The sequence below is a fragment of the Phytohabitans rumicis genome (assembly GCF_011764445.1).
GTDB lineage: Bacteria > Actinomycetota > Actinomycetes > Mycobacteriales > Micromonosporaceae > Phytohabitans > Phytohabitans rumicis.
Map to the genome: position 1 here is coordinate 1,094,488 of NZ_BLPG01000001.1, position 23,410 is coordinate 1,117,897.

The window sequence follows — 23,410 nt, forward strand, 5'->3', positions numbered from 1 at the left end:
GCCAAAAGTTGATCTCTCGCAAAACATGCCGATCTTGACGACACCCAGGTCGGCGCTTCGCGCTGGTTTTCGGCACCTCCGGATTGCGGGGAATTCATGAGCACGGAAACACACGGCGCCGAGCGGGAAGAGGTGGACGTCTTCGACCCGCGGCTGTCGCGGTTCGAGATCGTCCGCGAGGGCGCCCGCCGCGACGGCGTCGAGATCGTCCACTACGAGGACCCGTACCCGGTCAAGGGCACCAAGGAAGAGCGCCGGATGGTCCGCACCGTGGCGTTGTGCTTCTTGATCACCGGCCTCGCGGGCACCGCCTTCATGGTCATCTACATCTGGTGGCCGTGGGCGTACGACCTCGGCTCCAACAACAGCAAGCTCTATACGCCGCTGCTGGGCCTCACGCTCGGCGTTTCGCTGCTCGGTGTCGGCTTCGGCATCCTCATCTGGGGCAAGCGACTGCTGCCGCACGAGATCTCGATCCAAGATCGCCACGACGGGAATTCCGGCCGTGTCGAGCGCAGACTGACCGGTGAGTCGATCGTCTACATGGGCGATGAGCTCGGCTTCAAGCGCCGCAAGACGCTCGGCCTCGCCGCGATGCTGGGGCTCACCCCGGTCGGCCTGGCCGTGGCCGCCCCGTTCATCGGTGGTTTCATCAAGAGCCCGACCAAGGACGCCATCCTCTTCCACACCGGCTGGGACCCGGCGGCCAACGGCGGCAAGCCGGTGCGGCTGACCCGCGAGGACGGCACGCCGATCCGCCCCGAGGACGTCAGCGTGGGCGGCCAGATGACCGTCTTCCCGGGCATCCCGGAGGGCGCCACCAACGAGCACGCCGACTCCCCCACCCTGCTGATCCACCTACGGGCCGAAGACTCCGCCAAGGCTCTCGCCAGCGCCAAACCGATCAACAAGGGCTCCCAGTGGGAGAACTTCGTGGCGTACTCGAAGATCTGCACCCACGCCGGCTGCCCGGCCAGCCTCTACGAGCAGCAGACCAACCGCCTGCTCTGCCCGTGCCACCAGTCGCAGTTCCTGATCACCGACAACGCCCGGCCGATCTTCGGACCCGCCACCCGTACCCTGCCTCAGCTACCCATCACCGTGGATGAAGAGGGCTTTTTCGTGGCGACGTCCGACTACAAGGTTGCTGTCGGGCCAGCATTCTGGGAGCGGCCATGAAGCGCCGAAAGCCAGACGTCAAAGCGGTCCCCGCCAACTTCGCCGGTGGGCTGGACGATCGGTTCGGCGGATCGACACCGCTACGGCGCATCCTGAACAAGGTCTTTCCGGACCACTGGTCGTTCCTGCTCGGCGAGATCGCGCTCTTCTCGTTCATCGTGCTGCTGCTGACCGGCACGTTCCTGACGTTCTTCTACAGCCCATCGCTGGAAACGGTGACGTACGACGGCAGCTACGCCCCGCTGCGCGGCGTGCACATGTCCGAGGCGTACGCATCCAGCCTCGACCTGTCGTTCGACGTGCGCGGCGGCCTCGTCATGCGGCAGATGCACCACTGGTCCGCGCTGTTGTTCCTGGCCGCGATCGTCGTGCACATGTGCCGGATCTTCTTCACCGGCGCGTTCCGCAAGCCTCGCGAGGCCAACTGGATCATCGGGCTCACGATGTTCTGGCTCGCGTTCCTGAGCGGCTTCACCGGATATTCGCTGCCCGACGACGCGCTGTCCGGCACCGGCCTGCGGATCGCCTCGGCCATCATGCTGTCGATCCCCGTCATCGGCTCCTGGGTGACCACGGCGCTCTTCGACGGCGAGTTCCCCGGGCACGTCATCATGGGCCGGTTCTACATCACGCACGTGCTGCTCCTTCCGGCGGTTCTGGTGACACTGGTAACCGTCCACCTCACTCTCGTCTTCTCGCAGAAGCACACCCAGTGGCGCGCTCCCGGCCGCACCGAGCACAACGTGGTCGGCGAGCGGTTCGTGCCGCGCTACATCATCAAGCAGGGCGGCTTCTTCATGATCGTCTTCGGCGTCATCGCGCTGATGGGCGGTCTGTTCCAGATCAACCCGATCTGGCTGTTCGGCCCGTACGAGGCGTACACGGTCTCCGCGGGCAGCCAACCCGACTGGTACGTCATGTTCCTCGACGGCTCGACCCGGCTCTTCCCCTCCTGGGAGATACGGTTCGACCTCTTCGGCTGGGGCGACGGCTACACCATCCCACCGATCTTCTGGCCGACGGTGGTGCTGCCCGGCATCCTGACGGTACTGCCGATGGCGTATCCATTCATCGAGGCGCGCCTGACCAAGGACTACCGCCGGCACAACCTGCTGCAGCGGCCACGTGACGTACCGGCCCGCACCTCGCTCGGCGCCATGGCGATCATGTTCTGGCTCGTCCTGACGCTCTCCGGCGGCAACGACATCCTCGCCGACAAGTTCCACATCAGCCTGAACGCGATGACCTGGGCCGGCCGGATCGGCATCCTGATCCTGCCGCCACTCGCCTACTACGTCACCTACCGGATCTGCCTCGGCCTGCAGCAACACGACCGGGAAGTCCTCGTACACGGCGTGGAAACAGGCATCATCCGCCGCCTGCCGGACGGAAAGTTCATCGAGGTACACCAACCGCTCGCCCCGGTCGACAAGCACGGCCACGGCGAACTGGAGTACGCCGGCTGGGTCGTACCGAAGAAGATGAACCGACTCGGCGCCCTAGGCCCCGCCATCAAGGGCTTCTTCTTCCCGATCGAAAAACCCGCCGAGGCCCCGGTCTCCCCGGCCACCCGCCCGTCTCTCCCATGCCCGAGCGCGAGGAGATCACCGAGTAAGCAGAATCAGGCCGGTGGCGGTTACCGTGGATCGCGGCTCAACTGGTTGCGGCGTCGTCGGCCAGCGCGGATCTGAGCACCGAGGTCGCTGACCGAGTCGAGATGGCGCAGCTTGTCGGGGTTGACGATGGAGTGGATCGCCTGGATCTCACCGTCGGCGACGTCGAGTCCCAGCACACCGAAGAGCCGGTCCTGCGAGTCGAACACCATCGCGCCGGGTAGGCCGTTGACCTCCGCGATCCGGATACGCACGCCACCGTGCTCTGCCACCACGGACATCGCGGCCAACAAGTGCCGGGCCACACGCTCCCGGCCATTGACCGACCGAGCCAGCGCGGGGACCTTCCCGCCACCATCGCCATGCAGAACCACGTCCTGCGCCAGCAATGCCTCCAGCGCCCGCAGGTCGCCCTGCTCGGCAGCAGCGAAGAACCGCTGAGCAAGCTCCTCTCGCTGCCGCGCGGAGGCGTAGTACCGTGGCCGGCGCTCCTGCACGTGGGCGCGAGCCTTCGCCACCAGGTGCCGGGTGCTGTCGATGTCGGTGCCGATGATCTCGGCGACCTCGGCGTACGGATAGTCGAACACCTCACGCAGCAGGAACGCGGCCCGCTGCCGCGGCGACAGGGTCTCCAGCAGGACGAGGAACGCCAGCGACAGCGAGTCGGCGGTCTCCGCGTGGTCGGCCGGTGACGGATCGGTGACCAACGGCTCCGGCAGCCACTCACCGACATACCGCTCCCGCCGCACCCGCGCCGAGCGGAGCTGATCGATGGCCAGCCGGGTGACCAGCGTGGCGATGTACGCCCGAGGCGAGGCGATGTGCTCGTCTCGCTCCAGACTCTGGTGTATCCGCAAGAACGCTTCCTGCACCACGTCCTCGGCCTCGCTCACGCTGCCGAGTATCTGATACGCGATGGCGAACGCCCGCGGGCGCAGCTCGCCGTAGAGATCAGCCGATGACACCGGTCAGCCCAGCCCTTCGATGAAACCCTTGCGCCAGCTCGGATACCGCAACGTCCAACCCAGCTCACGCTTGGCCTTCTCGCTGGAGATGCCACGAGCCTGAGTCATCAAATTCACCGGAGCCTCACCGGCCAGCATGCGAACAAGCCAGGCCGGGAGGCGGCGCGGCGGTTTGGCACCGAGCACATGGGCCAGCTCCGGCAGCCACTCGCCCACCGGCGCCGGGTCATCGTCGGCGACATGATAGATCCCGCGCTTGCCACGTTCGATGGCCGCGACCGTAGCCGACACGGCATCGACGATGTGCACCAGCGACCACACCCCAGCGCCACCGCCGACGATCGGGAACTTCCGCTGGCGGATCTGCCCGGCCATGCCTGCGTCCGGCGCCAACTCCACGCCGGTGCCTGGGCCATAGAAGGCACCGTAGCGAAGCGCGATGCCCTCGGCCCACGTAATACCGGTCACCGCAGTCTCCACATGGCGCAACGCTGCCACGGTTTCCCCAGCATCGGCCGGCGGATTCGGCTCGATGCGGCCGTTCTCGTCAACGACCGGCCCACCGATGCGTTCCATCCACATCGCGTTGCTCTGCGCCACGACCTTGCGTACCCCGACAGCACGCGCAGCCGCCAGCAAGTGGTCGGTGCCCACGGTGCGGAGCCGGTCCGTTGCGGCCGCCATCTGCTTGGCGCGCCGAAAGTCCGTCGGACCGCTCAGCGCCGTCAGCTGATGCACGATCACCTCCGGATCGGCCTTGGCCACGGCATCGGCCACCGACTCAGGGTCCAGCGCGTCGAAGACGACCGGTTCAGCGCCCAACGCACGCAGGGCGTCGGCCTTGGCCGCCGAGCGGGTCGTCCCGACAACCTCGTGACCGCGCGCCACCAGCGCGGTCGTCAGCTGGCTGCCGATCGCGCCAGACGCTCCAGCAAGGAAGATCTTCATGACGTCTCCGTTCGTTCGTGCTTGCCAACAGAGACGAGACGACCCGACGCCCCATGAACGACAGTGGCCTAGCTCACACTGATCTTCGGCGTCCGCCGTCTCCGGGACTCCGGCGGAGCCCCGATCTGCAAGGCGATCCCACCAAGGTGCGCGTCGCCGACATCGCACTGAGGTGGGGGTTCTTCCATCAGTCGCGATTCGCCCAGCAGTACCGCGACCAGTTTCACGAGCTGCCGTCGGTCACTCTCACCGCTGAACTCCCGTCAAGGTTGCTCCCTTCGACAGCGGAGAACGAGGGTGCGTCCGGCCGGCGCGCAGCACCATCCCCACGGTTGCAGCGCGACCGTCTCCGGGCCACTGGTACCGCGGTACCAGTGACCCTCGAAGTGCCTGCTCTGGTACCACGGTCGACGGGCCGGATCTTCATAGCGTGGTTTGCATGATTGATGTGCGGAAACTGACGAAGCGGTACGGGCCGAAGGTGGCGGTCGACGGGCTCGACTTCACCGCCGCGCCGGGACAGGTCACCGGGTTCCTGGGCCCGAACGGGGCCGGCAAGTCCACCACGATGCGGATGATCATCGGGCTGGACCGCCCGAGCTCAGGTACGGCACTGGTGAACGGCCGCCGGTACGCCGAGCACGCGGCGCCGTTGCAGGAGATCGGTGTGCTGTTGGAGGCCCGCGCGGTCCACCCGGGCCGCACCGCGTACAGCCACCTGCTCGGTTTGGCCCGCACGCATGGCATCCCCCGCGGCCGGGTGGAAGAGGTGATCGACCTGGCCGGGCTGGGCGCGGTGGCCGGCAAACGGGTCGGCGGGTTCTCCCTCGGCATGGGCCAGCGCCTGGGCATCGCGACCGCCCTGCTCGGCGACCCCGCCGTGGTCATGCTCGACGAACCCGTCAACGGCCTGGACCCCGAAGGCGTGCTGTGGGTCCGTAACCTGCTCGCCGGCCTGGCCGCCGAGGGCCGCACGGTGATGCTGTCCTCCCATTTGATGACCGAGACCTCGCTGATCGCCGACCATCTGGTCATCGTCGGCCGCGGCCGGCTGCTGGCCGACACCTCCGTCCACGACCTGATCGCGCAGAACGACGCCGGTGTCCGGGTCGCCAGCGACAACGCCGCCCGGCTGCGGTCGCTGCTGGCCGGACCGGACGTGAAGATCAGCTCGACCACCACGGAAGAGCTGATGGTGACCGGCCTGACCGCCCGCCAGATCGGCGAGATCGCGAACAAGCACGACGTACCCCTGTACGAACTGTCCCCCCTGTCGGTGTCGCTGGAAGAAGCGTTCATGGAACTGACCCACGACGCCGTCGAGTACGCCTCCACCGCCCCTTCGTCCGCAAAGGCCACCTGACATGAGCACCCTGACCCTCACCGCACCGTCGACCACCCGGCCCCGCTACCGGCTCACCACCAAGGGCGTGCTGCACGCCGAATGGACCAAATTCTGGTCCCTGCGCTCCAGCTGGATCACCCTCGCGGTGTCACTGTTCCTACTGGTCGCGTTCGGCGTGATCGCCGCCATCACCTACAACCCCGCCACGGTCGCCGACGGTCCGCCGGGCCAGCAGGCCGCCTCCGACGCCATCGGCGTCATCCTCACCGGCGCCACCTTCGCCTCCCTGGCCATCGGCGTCCTCGGCGTACTCATGTCCGCCGGCGAATACACCACCGGCTCCATCCGCTCCACCCTCGCCGCCGTCCCCTCCCGACTCCCAGTCCTCTGGTCCAAAGCCACCGTGTTCGGCGCCATCGCCCTGGTGGCCACCACCATCGGCGCGTTCACCGCATTCGCCCTCGGCAACCCCCAACTCAACGGCCAGGACATCGCCCTAAGCCTCACCGACGACGGCGTGATACGCAGCCTGCTCGGCGCCGGCCTCTACCTCAGCCTCGTCGGCATCCTCGGCGTCGCCCTCGGCGCCCTACTACGCTCCAGCGCCGGCGCCATCACCGTCCTGGCCGGCGTCCTACTCATCGTCCCCGGCCTGACCTCACTGCTGCCCGACTCCTGGTCCGACACGATCAGCCCCTACCTACCCAGCAACGCCGGCAGCGCCGTCATGTCCCTGACCCACACCAGCGACTCCCTCAGCCCATGGACCGGACTGGCCGTCTTCGCCGGCTGGGTCGCCATCGCCCTCGCCGCCGCCGCATACCGAATGATTAAGCGCGATGCCTAGGCGACAGCGGCACGAGGCCACTGGTACCTCCAGGTACCGGTGGCCCCGGCGAACTCAGGTGGGCAGGTCCAGTACGGCTAGGGCGGCGGCCAGCGCGAACTTGCGCTGCTCGCCGGTCAGCGGCGCGGTGCCGAAGCGCGGCGCCGGCACACCGTCGGCGTCGAATTCGATCCCGGCCGGCGCCAGCGTGGCCGCATGGATGACACCGAGCACGCACAGCGCCCGCAAGACCGCGACCGGATCGTCGGAACCGGCCACCGCGCGCACCAGGGCGTCGATGCGCGCCGGCAGCCGGTGCCGCATCGCCAGGCTCTGCGCGGTCGACGGGTCGCCGAACACGGACTTGAGAACGCCGGAATGCTCGTCGATCAAATCAAGCAAACGGCGTACCAGGTCGGCATCGAGGCCACCGGCCGCGGTCACCTCGGCGGTGAACGCCTCGAGCGCCTCGATGAGCGGGCTCACCAGCGCGTGCAGGATCTCCTCCTTGGAGGAGAAGTGGTAGTACAGCGAGCCCTTAGTCACGCCGACCCGCTCGGTGATGTCCTTGATCGAGGCGCCCGCGTAGCCACGCTCGACGAACAGTTCCCGGGCGGCGGCGAGGATCTGCTGGCGCGTGGCGTCGGCGCTACTGCCAACCGTGCGTGCCATAGCGCCCCTCTCCTCTCGCCGCATTCGCGCCGAATCCTGCGTCCGGGACGGTAACACCGTCTCAGGCTCCCAACAGGAAGCGCACCGTACCGTCCGTAAGCATACCGACCGTTCGATTAATTAAGGAGACCTCTCATGATCAAGCGCCGGACCGTCATCACTGGAGCCGCCGCGGCCGCCGTCGCCGCGGCCGCCACACCCTCGGCGGCACGAGCCGCCACCCCATCGGCGACCTCGTACGGCGGCTCGGCCACGCTGCCCGCCGGTAAAGGAATCCCCGCCGTGGTCGACCCCGCGGTCGACCTGGGATCGCAAACCCCCGGGCCGGAGATCACCTGGTCCGACTCGATCTACTTCACCAGCATGGTGAAGGCGGGCAGGCAAGAGTTCGGTGTCCTGGCACACGCCTTGGCCGCACCGAACGCGCAAGGGCTGGCCGGCATCTACGCGCTCTCGGTCACCGACAAGACCAACGGCTGGTACAAGAGCCACTCGACCACCCTCACCGCGGAGCAGTTCCACTGGAGCCGGGGCAAGCTCGACATCACGCTGCCCGAGCTGACCTGGACCGGCGACAACACCCGCATGACGGTGAAGGCCACCGCGCCCTGGGGATCCCTCGACGCCCAGTTCGAGGTGACCGGCCCAGTCATGAACTACGCGGGGACCGGCCTTTTCAAACTCGTCGACGTGCAGAACTACGAGTTCGCGTTTCCGGCCATGCGCACGTCCGGAACACTCGTCATCGAGGGCCGCAAACACGCGATCACCGGCACCGCCTGGCTGGACCGGCAATGGGGTCCACTGCCACAGGCGTTCCAGCGGTGGACGTGGATGAACCTCGACCTGCCGGGCGGCGACAAGGTCGCCATCTGGGACGCGGTCGGAACCGGTACCGAGAACGCCTGGGCAACCGTCCTACACCCGGACGGCTCCTACGACCTGGCCGCGGTCGAACCCCTCGCCAACCACGCCGCCGAGCCATGGACCAGTCCCACAACCGGCGCGAAGTACCCCACCCGCTGGCGCATCACCATCCCCTCCCTGCACGCTCGGCTCGACGTGAAAGTCACCGGTACTCCGGAGCAGGAACTCGTGCTCGTCGCGGGCAGCCGCCTGGAGGCCACGGCGGCCTTCACCGGCACATACAACGGCCGGAACGTCAGAGGCGAGAACTACGTCGAGATGATCGGCGCCTGGCAAGGCTAGCGAACCTTCCGCCTCTCCTGTCAGGAGCCCACTTTGAGCGACTCGACCCCGGCCTCCGGCGTCCCGCGCCATTTCGGTCTCACCTTCGCCGCTCTCATGGCGGCGATGTTGCTCGCGTCCCTGGACCAGACGATCGTCAGCACCGCGCTGCCGACCATCGTCGGCGAACTGCACGGCGTGAACCACATGGCATGGACGATCACCGCGTACATCCTGGCGGCCACGATCGTCATGCCCGTCTACGGCCGTCTCGGCGACCTGATCGGCCGCAAATCCCTGTTTCTCGGCGGCATCGGCCTCTTCCTCGCCGGCTCGATCATCGCCGGCGCGGCGCAGAACATGACCATGCTGATCATCGGCCGCGCCGTACAGGGCCTGGGCGGCGGCGGACTCATGATCACCTCGCAGGCGATCATCGCCGACCTCGTACCGCCACGGCAGCGCGCGAAGTACATGGCCCCGATCGGTGCCGTCTTCGGCCTGTCCTCCGTCGCCGGCCCGCTGCTCGGCGGCTGGTTCACCGACAGCATCGGCTGGCGCTGGGCTTTCTGGATCAACCTGCCGGTCGGCGCCCTCGCCCTCGCCGTCGGCGCCATCGCGCTGCGCCTGCCCCGCAAGACCGGCGCGGTCGCCTTCGACTACCTCGGCTTCACCCTCATGGCCACCGCGGTGACCTGCACCGTGCTGGTCGCCGAATGGGGCGGCACCGACTACGCCTGGAACTCCCCGCTCATCCTTGCCATGGCCACCGCCGGCCTGCTGGCCTGGGTGCTCTTCTTCTACTCCCAGAGCCGCGCCGCGGAGCCGATCATCCCGCTGCGGCTGTTCCACAGCCGGATCTTCAACATCGCCACGCTCATCGGGCTCCTCGTCATCGGCATCGGCATGTTCGCGTTCATCGGCTACCTGCCGACGTACCTGCAGATGGTCTACGGCGTCAGCGCCACCGAGTCCGGGCTGCTGCTCATCCCCATGGTCGCCGGCATCATGGCCACCGCCATCCCCTCCGGACGACTGATGAGCAAGACCGGCCGATACAAGATCTACCCCATCGCCGGCACCGTCTTCGTCGGTGTGGCCGCGCTGCTGATGTCCACCCTGGACACCCAGACCTCGCTCGTCCTTGTCTGCACCTACGTGTTCGTACTCGGCGCCGGCATCGGCCTGGCGATGCAACCCCTGGTCCTGGCCGTGCAGAACGACTTCGGCAACGCCGACGTGGGCACCGCCACCTCCGCCAACAATTTCTTCCGCGAGGTCGGCGCCACCCTCGGCACCGCGGCCGTCGGCGCGATATTCACCCACCGCCTCACCGACCAGCTCCACGCCCGCCTCACCGCCGACGCCGCCGCCACCGTCGGCGACACCGACTCACTCACCCCTACCCTGGTCCACTCGCTGCCGGACCAGGTCCAAAACGCGGTGATCCTGGCCTACCAGCACGCCCTCATACCGGTCTTCCGCTACATGATCCCGGTGTTCGTCCTCGGCCTCGTGCTCGCCCTGCTCCTGCCGGAGAAGAAGCTCGCCGACAACAACGACCCCGACCCCGACGCGACGCCCGCGACGGCCTTGGCAGGGCACTGATCCGCATGAACGCTGCCATGCAGAGCAGTCGGCGAGCTACCACGCCTGCGGTAGTCCGCGACCTCGCCGGTACCGTGGCCGGACGACGCAGCGTGCCCGGTCACGTCGGTAGCGTGATCATCGTGGCGTGGACGAGGGCGGTGCGTGGCCAGGCCGGCACCGGCGTGGACATCGCGTTCGGCGCCGCGATCGCGCTGTTGTTTCTGGTGGCGGTCGCCGTCAGCCCGGACGACGTCGCCCCGCAGGCATCGCCCGTGGCCACCCTTGTCGCGGCGGCCGTCACGTTCGCCACCATCGCCAGCCGCCGCCGGTACCCGATACCGGCGCTGCTCACCGCAGCCATGGCTGCACTGGCAGCCCGCGTGGTGGCCGACACCGTACCGGCGCTGATGGTGGCGTTGGTGGTCACCGCGTACACCATGGCCGCCCGCACCGGCCGGCGCACCGCCTGGCCCCTGGGCTGTGGCGTGGCCATGGCCCTCTACCTGTCCGGCGCGATCTTGGGCGAGGGCGGCTGGTGGGCCCCGGAAAACCTCGGATCGCTGGCCTGGGTCGGCATGGCCGTCGCCTTCGGCGACGCCACCCGCAGCCGCCGCGCGTACGTCGCCGAGGTCGAGGAACGCGCCCGCCGGGCCGAACACAGCCGGGACGAGGAAGCCCGCCGCCGCGTGGCCGAGGAACGGCTGCGCATCGCCCGCGAACTGCACGACGTCGTCGCCCACCACATCGCCGTCATCAACGTCCAAGCCGGGGCGGCCGCGCACGTCCTACACAGCCGCCCCGACGTGGTCGGCACAGCACTGGCCCACATCCGCCACGAGTCCGACACCGTCGTCAAGGAGCTAGGGGCCGTGGTCGGGTTCCTACGCCAACCCGACGAATCATCCACCGAACCCACCCGTGGCCTGGCCCGTTTGGAAGACCTGCTCGCCAGCATGGCAACCGCCGGACTAACCGTACGCTGCCACCAGCAGGGCAACGCATACGAGCTGCCAACGGTGACGGACCTGGCCGCGTACCGCATCGTCCAGGAAGCCCTCACCAACGCCCACAAACATGGAACGGGCGGCGCCCACCTCACGATCACCTACCGCCCACACGCCGTCGCCATCGAAATCACCAACCCGATCCACACCACCACACCGCCATCCGCAGGCGGCGGCTACGGCCTCATCGGCATGCGCGAACGCGCCTCCGCCGCCGGCGGCGTACTCACCACCGCGACCGGACCCGACGGCGCATTCCATGTGCAGGCCGTCCTCCCCAGCGCCCCCAACGGCCGACAGTCATGACGATCACCCTGGCGGTCGTGCTGTGCATCGTGTCGTCGGTCGCGTACGCCGCCGCCGCGCTACTGCAGCGCGACCTGTCGACCCGGCCGCTGGCTGCCCTGACGGCTCACCCGGTGTGGTGGCTCGCGCTGGTGTTCAACGGCGTCGGGGCCGCACTACATGTCGCTGCGCTCAGGTTCGGGCCGCTACTGCTCGTTCAGCCGTTCGGACTCCTCACGCTGGTGCTGGCCCTGGTGTTCACCGCCTCCCGGCAACACAGGCGGCTGCAGTCGGCCGAGTGGCAGGGTTTGGCGCTAATCTGCGCCAGCCTCACCGGGCTTCTGACCGTCACCGACAGCACGGCGACCGCCAGCGCTGTCAGCCCCCACGACTTGCCGATCCTGCTCGGGGCACTGACCCTCGTCATCGCCGCCGCCCGCCTCACCCGGGGCCGCGCGATGGCCAGCATCGGAGCAGCTGTCGCAGCCGGAGTCAGCTTCGCCGGCGCGTCCACCCTGGCCCAGACCATCACCATCGAGCTGAGCAGCGGCGAAGCAGCGACGCGCGCCCTCTTCCTGGCAACCGCGGCCCTCGGCATGGCGGCCCTCGCCGGAGCCGGCCTGCTGCTCACCCAACTGTCCTACCGGGACACCTTCGGGCCCGCGGTCGCGACCAGCACCCTGGCCAACCCTGTCGCGGCTGCCCTGATCGGCATCATCCTGCTCGGCGAAACAGTCCGCTGGGGCTTCTTCGGCACCGCCATCGCCGTTGTCTGCGCTGCCCTGGCCGCCCGCGGGGTCGCGATCCTGCCTGCCGACCCCGCGGTTGGCGGCGGTCCCCGAGATCCCCTCAGCGCCCGCCCGGCGATCGCCCGCATACGCGTTCGACGACTCGACGTCCGCCCGAGGAATTCCAAAAGCATGTCACGCACACGGTGCACGGCGGCGGGGCGGCCATGACGATCCGCGTGCTTCTGGCCGACGATCAGGCCCTCATCCGCGCGGGCTACAAGATGATCCTGGACTCTGAGCCCGGCATCGAAATCGTCGGAGAGGCACTCGACGGCCGGGAGGCAGTCGCCCTCGCCCGGTCCGCCCGCGCCGACATCGTGCTCATGGACATCCGGATGCCCACAATGGACGGCATCGAGGCGACCCGCCGGATCGCCGCCGACGACGACCTCGCCGGCGTACGCGTCCTGGTCCTGACCACGTTCGAAAACGATGACAACGTCATGCTCGCCCTGCGCGCCGGGGCCAGCGGCTTCCTCGGCAAGAACGTCGGCCCAGACGAACTCATCAACGCCATCCGCGTCATCGCAGCCGGCGACGGCATGCTGTCACCGAAGGCAGTCCGCGGCCTGCTCGGCCACCTGCGCACCCAGCCCGACATACCCGCCGCGACGCGGGTACCCCTCGACGTGCTCACCGACCGGGAACGCGAAGTCCTCGTGCTGGTCGCGCACGGCTTGTCGAACGAGGCCATCGGCGAGCGGCTGTACCTTTCTCCGCTGACAGCCAAGACCCATATCAACCGGGCCATGACCAAGCTGGGGGTACGCGACCGGGCGCAGCTCGTCGTCGTCGCGTACCAAAGCGGGCTGGTCAAGCCTGGCAGCCCCGCGCCGTAGGCGACGCGGTCTGCGGCCGCAGTACACCGACGACCGCGGATACCACGTCGGCGGTATCCGGCCGACTGCCGATGGACGATGTCGACCCGCGTCGCCGGTGCACAGACTTGCCGGGGTGCTCGCCGCACCACCGAAACGTCTCACCCGAGCGAGGTCGCTGGTGTCCTTCCTGTCCCGGATCAGTCTTGCGAACCGGAAGCTGGTGGCCCTGCTCACCAGTCTTGTCGTGGCGCTTGGGATATATGCGGCCCTGTCGCTGAAACAGCAACTGCTGCCGGACCTGTCGTTTCCGGCGGTGACCGTGGTGGCCACCTACCCCGGTGCCGCGCCGGAGGTCGTCGAGGAGCAAGTCACCAGCCCCATCGAGAAGGCCGTCGAGGGCCTGGACGGTGTGGAGACCACGACCTCGACCTCGCAGCAGGGTTCGGTCCAGGTGACGGTGTCGTTCTCGTTCGACACCGACATCGACGACGCGTCCACCGAGGTCGAGCAGGCCGTCTCGAAGATCTCCACATCGCTGCCGCAGGGTGTGACGCCGGAGGTGCTCACCGGCAGCACCAGCGACCTGCCGACCATGGTCCTGGCCGCCACCTCCGACGGCGACCAGCGCAAGCTCGCCGCCGACCTCGACGACAAGGTCGTACCGGCGTTGCGGGCCGTCGACGGCGTCAACGACGTCTCCGTCTCCGGCACACGCGACCAAATCGTCACCGTGACCCCGCGCACCGGCGCGCTGGCCAAGGCCGGACTGTCCACACAGTCGATCGTCAACGCGCTCAGCACGCTCGGCGGCACCTCCTCGGCCGGGCAGATCACCTCCGACGGCCGCAACCTCAGCCTCGCCGTCGGCCAGCCGGTCGCCTCCCTGCAGCAGATCCAGGACCTGTGGCTCTCACCGGCAGCGTCGGCCACCAGCCCGGCCGGACCCGGCAGCACCGACGCGGGCCAGAGCACCGTCAGCCCCACGAAGCCCGTCCAGCTCAAGGAAATCGCCGACGTCGCCCTCGCGGACGCCCCGCAGACGTCAATCACGCGTACCGACGGCAAGCCCAGCCTCGGCATCTCCATCACCATGGACCAGGGCGGCAGCAGCCCGTCCGTCTCTGACGACGTACGCGACCAGTTGTCCACGCTGCAGTCCTCGCTCGCCGACAACGCCAAACTCGTCGTCGTGTCCGACTCCGGCCCGTCGGTCCGGGACTCCGTCAACGGCCTCGTCGAGGAAGGCGCGCTCGGCCTGGCAATGGCGATCCTCGTCATCGTGCTGTTCCTGCGTTCGGGCCGCGCCACCGTGGTCACCGCGGTGTCGATCCCGCTGTCGCTGCTCGTCGCGCTCATCGTGCTCTGGTGGCGCGACTACACACTGAACATCCTCACCCTCGGCGCGCTCACCATCGCCGTCGGCCGCGTCGTCGACGACTCGATCGTGGTACTGGAGAACATCAAACGCCACCTCGGCTACGGCGAGGACCGGCGTACCGCGGTCATCTCCGCCGTACGCGAGGTCGGCAGCGCCGTCACCTCCTCCACGCTGACCACCGTCGCCGTGTTCCTGCCCATCGCGCTCGTCAGCGGGTTCGTCGGCGAACTGTTCGGCTCCTTCTCGATCACCGTCTCCGTCGCCATGGTCGCCTCGCTGCTGGTGTCGCTGACCGTCGTTCCGGTGCTGGCGTACTGGTTCCTGAAGGCGCCCAAGGACGCCGCCGGCGTACCGGCCGACGAATACCGCGCCCGGGTGGAGGAACACGAGCGGCACGGCCTGCTCCCCCGCATCTACCTGCCGGTCATCACCTGGGCGGTCGGCCACCGCAAGACCGTGCTGGCCGGAGCCGTCGGCCTGCTGATCGCCACGTTCGCCATGGCCGGCGGCCTGAAGACCACTTTCATCGGCGACTCCGGCCAGGAGTCCATCCGCGTCACCCAGAGCCTGCCCGCGGGCACCGACCTGGCCGCCACCGACGCGGCGGCGCAGAAGGTCGAGCAGGCTCTGTCCGATGTGGACGGCGTCGAGTCGTACCAGGTCGTGATCGGCTCGTCGAGCGGGTTCTTCGGCTCCCGCACCGCCAACAACGTCACCTTCACCCTCACCTTGGCCTCCGACGCCGACAGCGAGACCGTCACCGACACCGTCCGGGACAAGCTCGACACGGTCACCGACGCCGGAGATCTGACCGTCGGCGGCGGCGGAGGCCCCGGCGGCGGCGACGGCCCCGGCGGCGGCGACGGCCCCGGCGGCAGCAGCAACATCTCGGTGTCCGTCAACGCCGAGGACGAGCAGACCCTCAGCCAGGCCACCCAGCAGGTCCAGGAGGCCATCTCCAGCGTCTCGCAGGTCACCGATGTACAAAGCGATCTGAGCGAAAGCGCGCCGCAGATCAGCATCGTCGCGAACGGCGAAGCAGCCGCCCGCTACGGCCTGAGCACCATGACGATCGTGTCGGCGCTGCGGCAAGCCGTCGACGGGACCACCACTGCCCAGGTCACCCTCGACGGCACCCCGCACGACGTGATCGTGAAGACCACCGCCGCCGCCCCGGACAGCCTCGCGAAGGTCAAGGCCATCACGCTGCCCACCAGCGCCGGCCCGGTCCGCCTCGACCAGGTCGCCACCGTCAGCCAGGTCGACGGGCCCGTCCAGCGCACGCACGTCGACGGCGAGCGCACCAACACCGTCACCGCCACGCCCGTCGGCGACAACACCGGCGCGGCCAGCAGCGCCGTCACCGACAAGCTCGACACCCTCACCCTGCCGGACGGGGCGAGCTACGACATCGGCGGCGTCACGGCCGACCAGAGCGAGGCGTTCGTCCAACTCATCCTCGCCATGATCGCCGCCATCGCCCTGGTCTTCCTGGTGTTGGTCGCCGTGTTCCGCAGCTTCCGCCAGACCCTGATCCTGCTGGTCTCCATCCCGTTCGCGTTCGTCGGCGCCTTCGCTCTGCTGCTGGTCACCGGCACGCCGCTGGGCGTCGCCGCGCTCATCGGCATCCTGATGCTCATCGGCATCGTCGTCACCAACGCCATCGTGCTCATGGACCTGGTCAACCAGTACCGCGAAAGGGGCATGAGCGTCGCCGAAGCGGTCATCGAAGGCGGCCGGCGACGGCTGCGCCCGATCCTCATGACCGCCCTGGCGACCATCTTCGCCCTCCTCCCCATGGCCCTGGGCATCACCGGCGAGGGCGGCTTCATCTCCACACCGCTCGCGGTTGTCGTCATCGGCGGCCTCATCACCTCGACCCTGCTGACCCTGGTGCTGATCCCGGTCCTCTACACGATCGTCGAAGGCCGCCGGGAGCGCCGCCAGGCCCGCAAACACGGCCACACCCCGCGACAGGAGCCCGTGGCCGAACCGGTTCCGGTCCCCTGAGGACCGGAAACAGCCCGGCCGGTACGCACGCCCCCCGCGCGTACCGGCCGGGCGTCCAACGATCTACCGCGAAGACTGCCTGGCCGGAAACGCAGCCGGCGTGACCGGGCATCGGTGGGCGGCGCCGCGAGCCGGCGCTGCCCACCACCGGCACCATCACGGCCATCCTCGCAACGACCGACGTCCTCGCGCTCACGGCCATGTCCGTACTGTCCGAGCCGCGGGCTCGACGTATCGGGTTCGACGACGTCCCGGCGGCGGAGCCAGCCGGCCTGACGACGACCCGGCAGCCCTTGATCGAGAAGGGCCGCCGCGGCGCGGAAACCCTCCTGCGCCCTGCTGAGGCCGGCCTAGGCCACCGGCTCGGACTGGGTCTGGCGACGGCTCACCCAACGCTCGAAGAGCAGGGTGGTCAGCGGCGGGATCGAGGCTGCCAGGGCCACCACAGTGCGCCAGAACGACCACCGGTCCGCCCGCGCCACCCATACGGTGGCCAACAGGTAGGCGACGAACAGCGCTCCGTGGACCCGGCCGAACAGCCACACACCCATCTCGGTGGTATGCGTGACGTGCTTCAAATACATGCCGACCAGCAGCCCGGTCCACGAGATCGCCTCGGCGATCGCGGTCACCCGGAAAACTCCGAACGCCTGCATCCCGTCTCACTCCCGTCTTCTCGTACCGCGACGACGGTACGCAACCAAAGTTGAGAGTTTGCTGAAGGTACGCCGTCCGCAGATCGCGCAGCGTAACCGGTATCGTCGGCACTGCGATGGAAGATCAGCACGGCGCCTCGAACGCGGACGCGGAGCGGCCGAGCGCGGCCCGGGTGTACGACTACCTGCTCGGCGGCCACCACAACTTCGCCGCCGACCGGGAGCTGGCTCGACAACTCCAGCAGGCGGCGCCCGAGCTCCGGCGGATAATCTGGGCCACCCGGGCGTTCTCCCATCGCGCGGTCCGGTTTCTCACCGGCGTGGGCGTCCGCCAGTTCATCGACCTCGGGGCGGGCCTCCCGACGGCAGGCAGCGTCCACGAGGTGGCCCGCCGGCACGCGCCGGGCACCCGGGTCGTCTACGTGGAGAACGACCCGGTAGCGGTCGCACACGGTGAACAGGTGCTGGCGGGTGATCCCGCGGCCGCTGTCATCGCCGCCGACCTGCGGGACTACGGCACTGTGCTGAGCCATCCGCGGGCGCGGGCGCTGATCGACCCGCGCGAGCCGGTCGGCGTCCTGCTCGTGGGGGTGCTGCACGAGCTGCCCGCAGACGAGCCGGCGCGGGCCATCGCCGGGTACCGGCGGGAGATGGCGGCGGGCAGCTTCCTGGCGCTGTCCCAGGCCACCTGGGCGGGTACTCCAGAAGACGCCGAGATCAAGGAGGCGTTCGACAAGGGCTTTGCCCCCAGCATAGAGATGGCCTTCCGGACACGTGCCGAGGTATCTGCGCTGTTCGAGGGTTTCGACCTCGTGGACCCGGGCGTGGTGCACATCGCCCAGTGGCACCCGGATCCCGCGCCACCGGAGGAGCCGACGATGCGGCCGCCCGTGTACGCGGGTGTCGGCCGGCTCCCCGCGAGGCCGCTTGGCTCTTGACCCGGGCCGGCGGGGAGCGGCGTCCCGCGTCCGGTGCGTGCGGGACACCGCCCCCCTTGTTCAGAGCCGTACGCAGGTGCGTGCCGGCCGGAACCGGTGGTACGGCGCGTCGTCCGGCAGGCTGCCGCAGACCTCGACGCCGCTGTCGAGCTGTTGGCCGATGTCGAACGCCGCCCTCGCCCGGTCGCCGACGCAGTCCACCTTGCGGGAGTCGGAGATCTCGCCGCTCGGGCTGGATGCCGACACGTGCAGGCCCACGGCGTCGTCGCACGCCGACCGCTGCGCGGTCAGGGTGATGGTGACCCGGTCGACCCGGGTACCGCTGGCTTCCACGGTGACGCAGAGGTCCGCGACCGGATCGTCCCCTTTCGACTGTGCATGGTAGACGGTGACGCAGGGGGCGTCTTTGGTGCCGTCCGCCGGCCATGCCCGCGCGCCGAACACGGCGGCCGCGAGCAGGAGAGCGGTCACGCCGACGACCTTGGGCAGGTTGATCCGCTGCGCCATGGGTCAGTTGACCATCAGGCCGAGCATCATGCCGGCGTCTTCGTGTACCAGGTTGTGGCAGTGCAGCATGTACATGTATTCGGTGTCGGTGAAGTCGGTGAACTGCATGGCGATCTTCACGGTGGCGCCGGGCGGCACCTCGATGGTGTCCTTCCATCCGAGGTTGACGCCGCTGGCGGCCACGCCGTTGATGGAGATGACCTGGTAGGGCACGTCGTGCAGGTGGAACGAGTGGTGCAGGGCGGCGGTGGCGTTGACGACGTCCCACACCTCGATGTCGTTGAGGCCCGTCATGATCATGTTGTCGTGCAGGGTGGTGATGCTCGTGCCGGCGATGCCATTGATCATCTGGATCGCGCCGTTGTTGTTGAGGGTCAGGGTCCGGGTCAGGGCGTTCGTGGTGGCCAGCGGGGTGATCACGTTGAGGGTGGGAGGCAGTGGGGGCAGCAGCGGGCCAGGAGGGCTCGTGGTGCTGACCGCGACGAGCGGCACGGTGTAACGGACGGCGTTGACGGCGTTCTGGACGGTGGCCTGGAGGGTCACCGTCGTACCGGTGGTGAGGTCGAGCAGGATCTCCGCGCGCTCGCCGTGCACGAGCCGCACGCTCGTGACGGAAAGCGGCGCGGCCAGCAGGCCGGCGTCGCTGGCGACCTGCGTCACGGCGGCGCCATCAGCTCTGGCTACCGTGATGGTGTCGACGAGTGAGGCGTTGAGCAGGCGAAGGCGTACGCGGCCCCGGTCCACGCTGAGGGTGGGTGTGGCGGCGGTCGCGCTGGCGCCGTTGACGAGGAGTTGGAGGGTGCTGCCGGCGGCGGTGAACCCGCCGTTGTTCTGGGCGAGCGAGCCGTCGGCGAGGACCGCCGTGGACTGCATGATCAGCGGAAAGTCGTCCCTGCCGTAGTCCCTCGGCAGGCTCGCGCTGGCCGGCGAGGGACTGTCCACAATGATCATTCCTGCGAGGCCCAGGCTCACTTGCCGTGCCGTGGTGCCCAAACCGTGCGGGTGGTACCAGAGTGTGCAGGACTGGCTCTGCTTCACCGTGAACTGCGGCGACCATGTCGTACCCGCGGCGATGATGTTCTGCGGTCCGCCGTCCATGGATGGCGCGATGTGCAATCCATGCCAGTGCACGGTGGTCTCCTCGGCCAGGTTGTTGGTGACCGAGAAGCGCACCTTCTGCCTCTCCAGGATCCGCATGGTCGGGCCGAGGAAGGCGCCGTTGAATCCGGCGGTCGGGCTCGCGACCCCCGGTAGGACTTCGGTGCTGCCGGTCGCCATCTGGAGAGGGAAGACCAGGACGTCCTTGTCCAAGGTGGGCTGGAGCAGGGGTGGGACCGGTAGGGTCCCGCCGACCAGTGCGACCGCCGTCATCCGCGCGGCCGCACCTCCCATAGTGGACACAGGACCCAGCAGTGTCGTGGCACCGACCCCCAACGCACCGCTGAATACCGCCCGTCGTGACACACCCGTGTGCGCCCAAGTCGGACGCCTCCCATTTATCATGCTCGATGACGTTAGGGCTCTGCCCTAAAAGGATCTTTTGAAAAATCTAACAGTTCCCTAAGATTCTCGGCCAGGCAACCTCGCGCCATCTACAGCGGCCTCATGGGCAGGACGAGGCAGAAGATGTTACCACCGCCCGATCGGGGGGCCACCGTGACGGCGCCGCCATGCAGGGCCGCGGTCTGCTGGACGATGGCTAGTCCGAGGCCCGAGCCGGGCATGGAACGGGACGTGTCCATGCGGTAGAACCGCTGGAATATGCGGTCGCGGTGGTCGCCAGGGATGGTGGGGCCGCGGTCGTGGACGCTCACCTCGGCGTACTGCGCGGTACCGGCGGTCGCCTTGCGGATGTATATCTCGATTTCCTGTTCGGGTGGCCCGAACTTGGCGGCGTTGTCCAGCAAGTTGACCAGGGCGCGTTGCAGGGCGGCGGGCCGGGCGGTGATGGTCACGGCATCCGGCGCATGGAGGCTGAACGTCGGGCGCGGGTAGTGGGCACGGGCGAGGTCGCTGGCCTCGGCGGCCAGTTCCGTGAGCTCCGTGGCGACGGCCAGCTCGTCGACGGCGTTGGAACGGGCCAGGTTGACGAGGCTGGCGACCAGGTCGGCCAGTTCGATGCTCTGCTTGTCGAGGTCGGTCAGCAGCGCGGTGCGGTCGGATTGGCCGAGCCGATCGCCGGCGTGGATGAGCAACTCGACATTGGTACGCAGGCTGGCCATCGGGGTCCGCAGTTCGTGGGCGGCGTCCTCGATGAGTTCCCGCTGCTGGCGCTGGGCGACGTCGAGGCGGGACAACATGTTGTTGAACGCCGTGCCGAGCTGGGCGATCTCGTCATGCCCGTGCACCTGGATCGGTTGGCTGAGGTCGCGAGTCTCAGCGATTCGCATGGCCACGGTGGTCAACTCCTCGACCGGACGCAGCCCAGCGCGGGCGACCAGCCGCCCCGCTACGGCGGCGATGCTCGCCGCACCGACGATAAGAGCCGCGATCAGCAGCCCGAACCGTCGCAACGTCGCGTCGGTTCCCTCCAGTGAACGAGCCAGCTGGATCGTCTCACCCTGGTGGCCGCGGACGGTGAAAACGCGGAACCGGCCATGGCCGGTGTCGACGGTGTAGTGGGCCCGACCCTGCATGCCGACGGCGACGGCGGCATCGGCCGCGGTCCATGGCAATGCGATCGCGTCGCGAGGCGCGCTGACGCTGGCACCGTCGGAGAAGCGGATCTGCAGACGCACATCTTGGTCGGCGTCCAGAGGTGTGGTGGGGATGGCGGCCGCGGCCTCGGCGGTCAGCCGCGGTGGCAGGCCAAGTGTCATCGCCCGCAGCTCACGATCGGCCTGCCCGATCAGCGTCTGGCTCAGCGCGAGCCAGGCCAGCACGCCCACCGCGACCGCCACGACCGTGACGGCGGCCCCGGCGATGACCGCCAGGCGGCGGCGGATGGACGGCCGGCGGATCATCGCCGCACGCCGTGGCGCAGCACGAAGCCGACCCCGCGTACGGTGTGCACCAGACGCGGCCGGCCACCGGCTTCCAGTTTGCGGCGCAGGTAACCGATGTAGACATCGAGGGTGTTGGACGACTGGTCCAGGTCGAAGCCCCAGACGTGCTCGAACAGTTGGCTGCGGGTGAGCACCTGCCCTCGGTGTTCCATGAGGGTTTGCAGCAGGTTGAACTCCGTCCGCGTGAGGTCGACCGGTTCGCCGCTGAGGTGTACCTGGCGGGCACGGCGATCCACGACGAGATCACCCACCTGCTGTACGTCGGTCTGGCCGAGCAGCGGCCCGGTCCGGCGCAACAATGCCCGCACCCGGGCCAGCAGTTCCTGCAACGCGAACGGCTTGACCAGATAGTCGTCGGCGCCCGCGTCCAGGCCCGCCACCCGGTCGGCGAGCGCGTCCCGGGCGGTGAGCATCAGTACCGGCGTGCGATCCCCGCCGGCACGCAACCGGCTGCAGGCATCCAGCCCGGAAAGGCCCGGCATCATCACGTCCAGCAGCACCAGGTCGGGCTTGAGTCTGGCGACCTGGGCGAGGGTGTCCGTGCCATCGGCGGCCAGATCCACCAGATAGCCCTCGAACCGCAGCGCGCGCTCCAGCGCCTGCCGTACGGCCGTGTCGTCGTCGCTGACCAGCAGCCGGTAGCCCGTACTCACGGCGTTCACGATAGGAAAGCCATGTCGGTACCCGGCACTTTTCTTACGCTCTTCTTAGAATCGGCTCCAGCGCCGCCGTTCACCGCGCCTCTTCCTGCGCGCGGCAACGGGGTCCCGGGCCGACAAAGAAGCGGTACGACGCATGCGGTTGCGCCTTGGCCGCGGACGACTACAGCAACGGGTCCAGCCCATCGCGGCAGCAGCGGCCGGCGAGGCCGCGGGCAAGTCGATGAAGCAGGCCGCGAGGTCGAGGTACGGGCGGCTCCGGTGATCCAGAACAGCTCGACCAGCGCGGTCTCGACCCCGGGTGTCCGTCGAGCGCGTCCTCGTTGCCGTCGCTGAAGCGCCACAACGGCCGGCCACCCCGGGCGGTCGGGATCCACACTCCGCCGGCCCCCGAGGTCCAGGGTGAAGGTGCCGTGATACCAGCGCACCGGCACCAGGCCACGCCGCCGCCGTGGGAACCGGGCCGAGGAATCGCCACTACGGCGGCGTTTGGCGGCGGCGAACCAGGCATCGGAGAACCTGCGCAACACCGGACCTGCGGGTCACGGCGTCGGCCTATCGATCGTCGCCGTCATCGCCACCGCTCACGACGCCAAGCTTCGCGCTATGGCACTGCCCGATGGTGGCCTCGACCTCCGGATCGCCTTCCCCGAATGATTCGGCAGCGGCGCCGCCAGGTGATCGGCCTCCATCGTGTGAAGGCGCTCGGCGCCGTACCGGCTGGCCAGCTCGGTGGCGGTGGCGCTATTCCGGCGGTGCAGGTCGGCGTCGCTGTCCCGCAGCGGGCGGCCCAGGCCTGTGGCGAGCCCGACGGCATCTACTCGTTCGTTAGCGGCGCCACTGGCTGGAGTCGGGTCTACACGACCACCAACGACACCAGCACCACGCACACGTGGAAGGTGGTGAGCAAGGCGTCGCCGACCGCCTCCGAGGCGTACCGGGTGAGTGGATGCTCGGCGGGCTTCTTGGTGTGGGCAACCCTGCGGGGGTCGGGTTCCGTTTCATGGCGGAGATGAGGAGGTGGCCACGG

At 68.7% G+C, this 23,410-nt stretch carries 19 protein-coding genes and 1 pseudogene; 12 read left to right on the forward strand and 8 right to left on the reverse strand.

Annotated elements, in window-relative coordinates:
• Window positions 1-96 precede the first annotated feature (96 nt).
• Together qcrA and qcrB are read left to right on the forward strand one after the other, a co-directional pair.
• A complete protein-coding gene (qcrA, locus tag Prum_RS04630) occupies window positions 97-1,179 on the forward strand; it encodes a cytochrome bc1 complex Rieske iron-sulfur subunit (RefSeq protein ID WP_173074251.1) in 1,083 nt (360 codons plus the stop codon).
• Window positions 1,176-2,794: pseudogene (qcrB, locus tag Prum_RS04635) on the forward strand (cytochrome bc1 complex cytochrome b subunit). The gene qcrA and the pseudogene qcrB overlap by 4 nt, the downstream one beginning before the upstream one ends.
• Before the next feature lie 21 nt (window positions 2,795-2,815).
• Here qcrB and sigJ read toward each other — a convergent pair.
• Together sigJ and Prum_RS04645 are read right to left on the reverse strand one after the other, a co-directional pair.
• Window positions 2,816-3,757 carry an RNA polymerase sigma factor SigJ gene (sigJ, locus tag Prum_RS04640; protein WP_173074255.1) on the reverse strand — a complete coding sequence of 314 codons (942 nt, stop codon included), beginning with the start codon at window positions 3,755-3,757 and terminating at the stop codon, window positions 2,816-2,818.
• 3 nt (window positions 3,758-3,760) lie between these two features.
• The gene (locus Prum_RS04645) at window positions 3,761-4,705 is read right to left on the reverse strand and encodes an NAD-dependent epimerase/dehydratase family protein (RefSeq protein WP_173074257.1); all 945 of its coding nucleotides are present in this window, start codon (window positions 4,703-4,705) and stop codon (window positions 3,761-3,763) included.
• Between the two features lie 439 nt (window positions 4,706-5,144).
• Here Prum_RS04645 and Prum_RS04655 point away from each other — a divergent pair, with 439 nt between their 5' ends.
• Window positions 5,145-6,068, forward strand: coding sequence for an ABC transporter ATP-binding protein (locus Prum_RS04655; RefSeq protein WP_173074261.1), 924 nt, complete (start codon window positions 5,145-5,147; stop codon window positions 6,066-6,068).
• A gap of 1 nt (window position 6,069) precedes the next feature.
• Window positions 6,070-6,897: an ABC transporter permease subunit gene (locus Prum_RS04660; RefSeq protein WP_173074263.1), complete on the forward strand. Its 828-nt coding sequence runs from the start codon at window positions 6,070-6,072 to the stop codon at window positions 6,895-6,897.
• Window positions 6,898-6,951: 54 nt separating this feature from the next.
• On the opposite strand, the gene Prum_RS49240 is transcribed toward Prum_RS04660, so the two are convergent.
• Window positions 6,952-7,548, reverse strand: coding sequence for a TetR/AcrR family transcriptional regulator (locus tag Prum_RS49240; RefSeq protein ID WP_218577054.1), 597 nt, complete (start codon window positions 7,546-7,548; stop codon window positions 6,952-6,954).
• A 135-nt stretch (window positions 7,549-7,683) separates the two neighbouring features.
• Here Prum_RS49240 and Prum_RS04670 point away from each other — a divergent pair, with 135 nt between their 5' ends.
• The 6 genes from Prum_RS04670 (at window position 7,684) to Prum_RS04695 (ending at window position 16,615) form a co-directional block, all read left to right on the forward strand.
• Entirely contained in the window at window positions 7,684-8,757 is a 1,074-nt protein-coding gene (locus Prum_RS04670) for a lipocalin-like domain-containing protein (RefSeq protein ID WP_173074265.1), read from the forward strand.
• 33 nt (window positions 8,758-8,790) lie between these two features.
• Window positions 8,791-10,344, forward strand: a complete 1,554-nt coding sequence (locus Prum_RS04675) for an MDR family MFS transporter (protein ID WP_218577056.1) — start codon at window positions 8,791-8,793, stop codon at window positions 10,342-10,344.
• Between the two features lie 122 nt (window positions 10,345-10,466).
• Window positions 10,467-11,636 (forward strand): sensor histidine kinase, encoded by a 1,170-nt coding sequence (locus Prum_RS04680; protein ID WP_173074267.1) that lies wholly within the window; start codon window positions 10,467-10,469, stop codon window positions 11,634-11,636.
• On the forward strand, window positions 11,633-12,574 hold the full coding sequence (locus tag Prum_RS04685) for a DMT family transporter (protein WP_173074269.1): 942 nt from the start codon (window positions 11,633-11,635) through the stop codon (window positions 12,572-12,574). The genes Prum_RS04680 and Prum_RS04685 overlap by 4 nt, the downstream gene beginning before the upstream one ends.
• Window positions 12,571-13,245, forward strand: a complete 675-nt coding sequence (locus Prum_RS04690; protein ID WP_173074271.1) for a response regulator — start codon at window positions 12,571-12,573, stop codon at window positions 13,243-13,245. The genes Prum_RS04685 and Prum_RS04690 overlap by 4 nt, the downstream gene beginning before the upstream one ends.
• 160 nt (window positions 13,246-13,405) lie before the next feature.
• Window positions 13,406-16,615, forward strand: coding sequence for an efflux RND transporter permease subunit (locus Prum_RS04695; protein ID WP_173074273.1), 3,210 nt, complete (start codon window positions 13,406-13,408; stop codon window positions 16,613-16,615).
• 350 nt (window positions 16,616-16,965) lie between these two features.
• On the opposite strand, the gene Prum_RS04700 is transcribed toward Prum_RS04695, so the two are convergent.
• Window positions 16,966-17,271 carry a DUF3817 domain-containing protein gene (locus tag Prum_RS04700; protein WP_173074275.1) on the reverse strand — a complete coding sequence of 102 codons (306 nt, stop codon included), beginning with the start codon at window positions 17,269-17,271 and terminating at the stop codon, window positions 16,966-16,968.
• Window positions 17,272-17,387: 116 nt separating this feature from the next.
• On the opposite strand from Prum_RS04700, the gene Prum_RS04705 reads away from it, so the two are divergent.
• Window positions 17,388-18,209 carry an SAM-dependent methyltransferase gene (locus tag Prum_RS04705; RefSeq protein ID WP_173074277.1) on the forward strand — a complete coding sequence of 274 codons (822 nt, stop codon included), beginning with the start codon at window positions 17,388-17,390 and terminating at the stop codon, window positions 18,207-18,209.
• Window positions 18,210-18,269: 60 nt separating this feature from the next.
• Here the strand turns inward: Prum_RS04705 and Prum_RS04710 are convergent, their stop codons facing one another.
• From Prum_RS04710 to Prum_RS04725, 4 genes are all read right to left on the reverse strand, one after another.
• Window positions 18,270-18,716, reverse strand: a complete 447-nt coding sequence (locus tag Prum_RS04710; RefSeq protein ID WP_173074279.1) for a hypothetical protein — start codon at window positions 18,714-18,716, stop codon at window positions 18,270-18,272.
• A 3-nt stretch (window positions 18,717-18,719) separates the two neighbouring features.
• Entirely contained in the window at window positions 18,720-20,087 is a 1,368-nt protein-coding gene (locus Prum_RS04715) for a multicopper oxidase family protein (protein ID WP_173074281.1), read from the reverse strand.
• A gap of 221 nt (window positions 20,088-20,308) precedes the next feature.
• The gene (locus Prum_RS04720; RefSeq protein WP_173074283.1) at window positions 20,309-21,679 is read right to left on the reverse strand and encodes a HAMP domain-containing sensor histidine kinase; all 1,371 of its coding nucleotides are present in this window, start codon (window positions 21,677-21,679) and stop codon (window positions 20,309-20,311) included.
• Window positions 21,676-22,374 (reverse strand): response regulator transcription factor, encoded by a 699-nt coding sequence (locus tag Prum_RS04725; protein ID WP_173074285.1) that lies wholly within the window; start codon window positions 22,372-22,374, stop codon window positions 21,676-21,678. The genes Prum_RS04720 and Prum_RS04725 overlap by 4 nt, the downstream gene beginning before the upstream one ends.
• A gap of 659 nt (window positions 22,375-23,033) precedes the next feature.
• Between Prum_RS04725 and Prum_RS04730 the strand changes: the two genes are divergently transcribed.
• Window positions 23,034-23,396, forward strand: coding sequence for a hypothetical protein (locus tag Prum_RS04730; RefSeq protein WP_173074286.1), 363 nt, complete (start codon window positions 23,034-23,036; stop codon window positions 23,394-23,396).
• Window positions 23,397-23,410 lie beyond the last annotated feature (14 nt).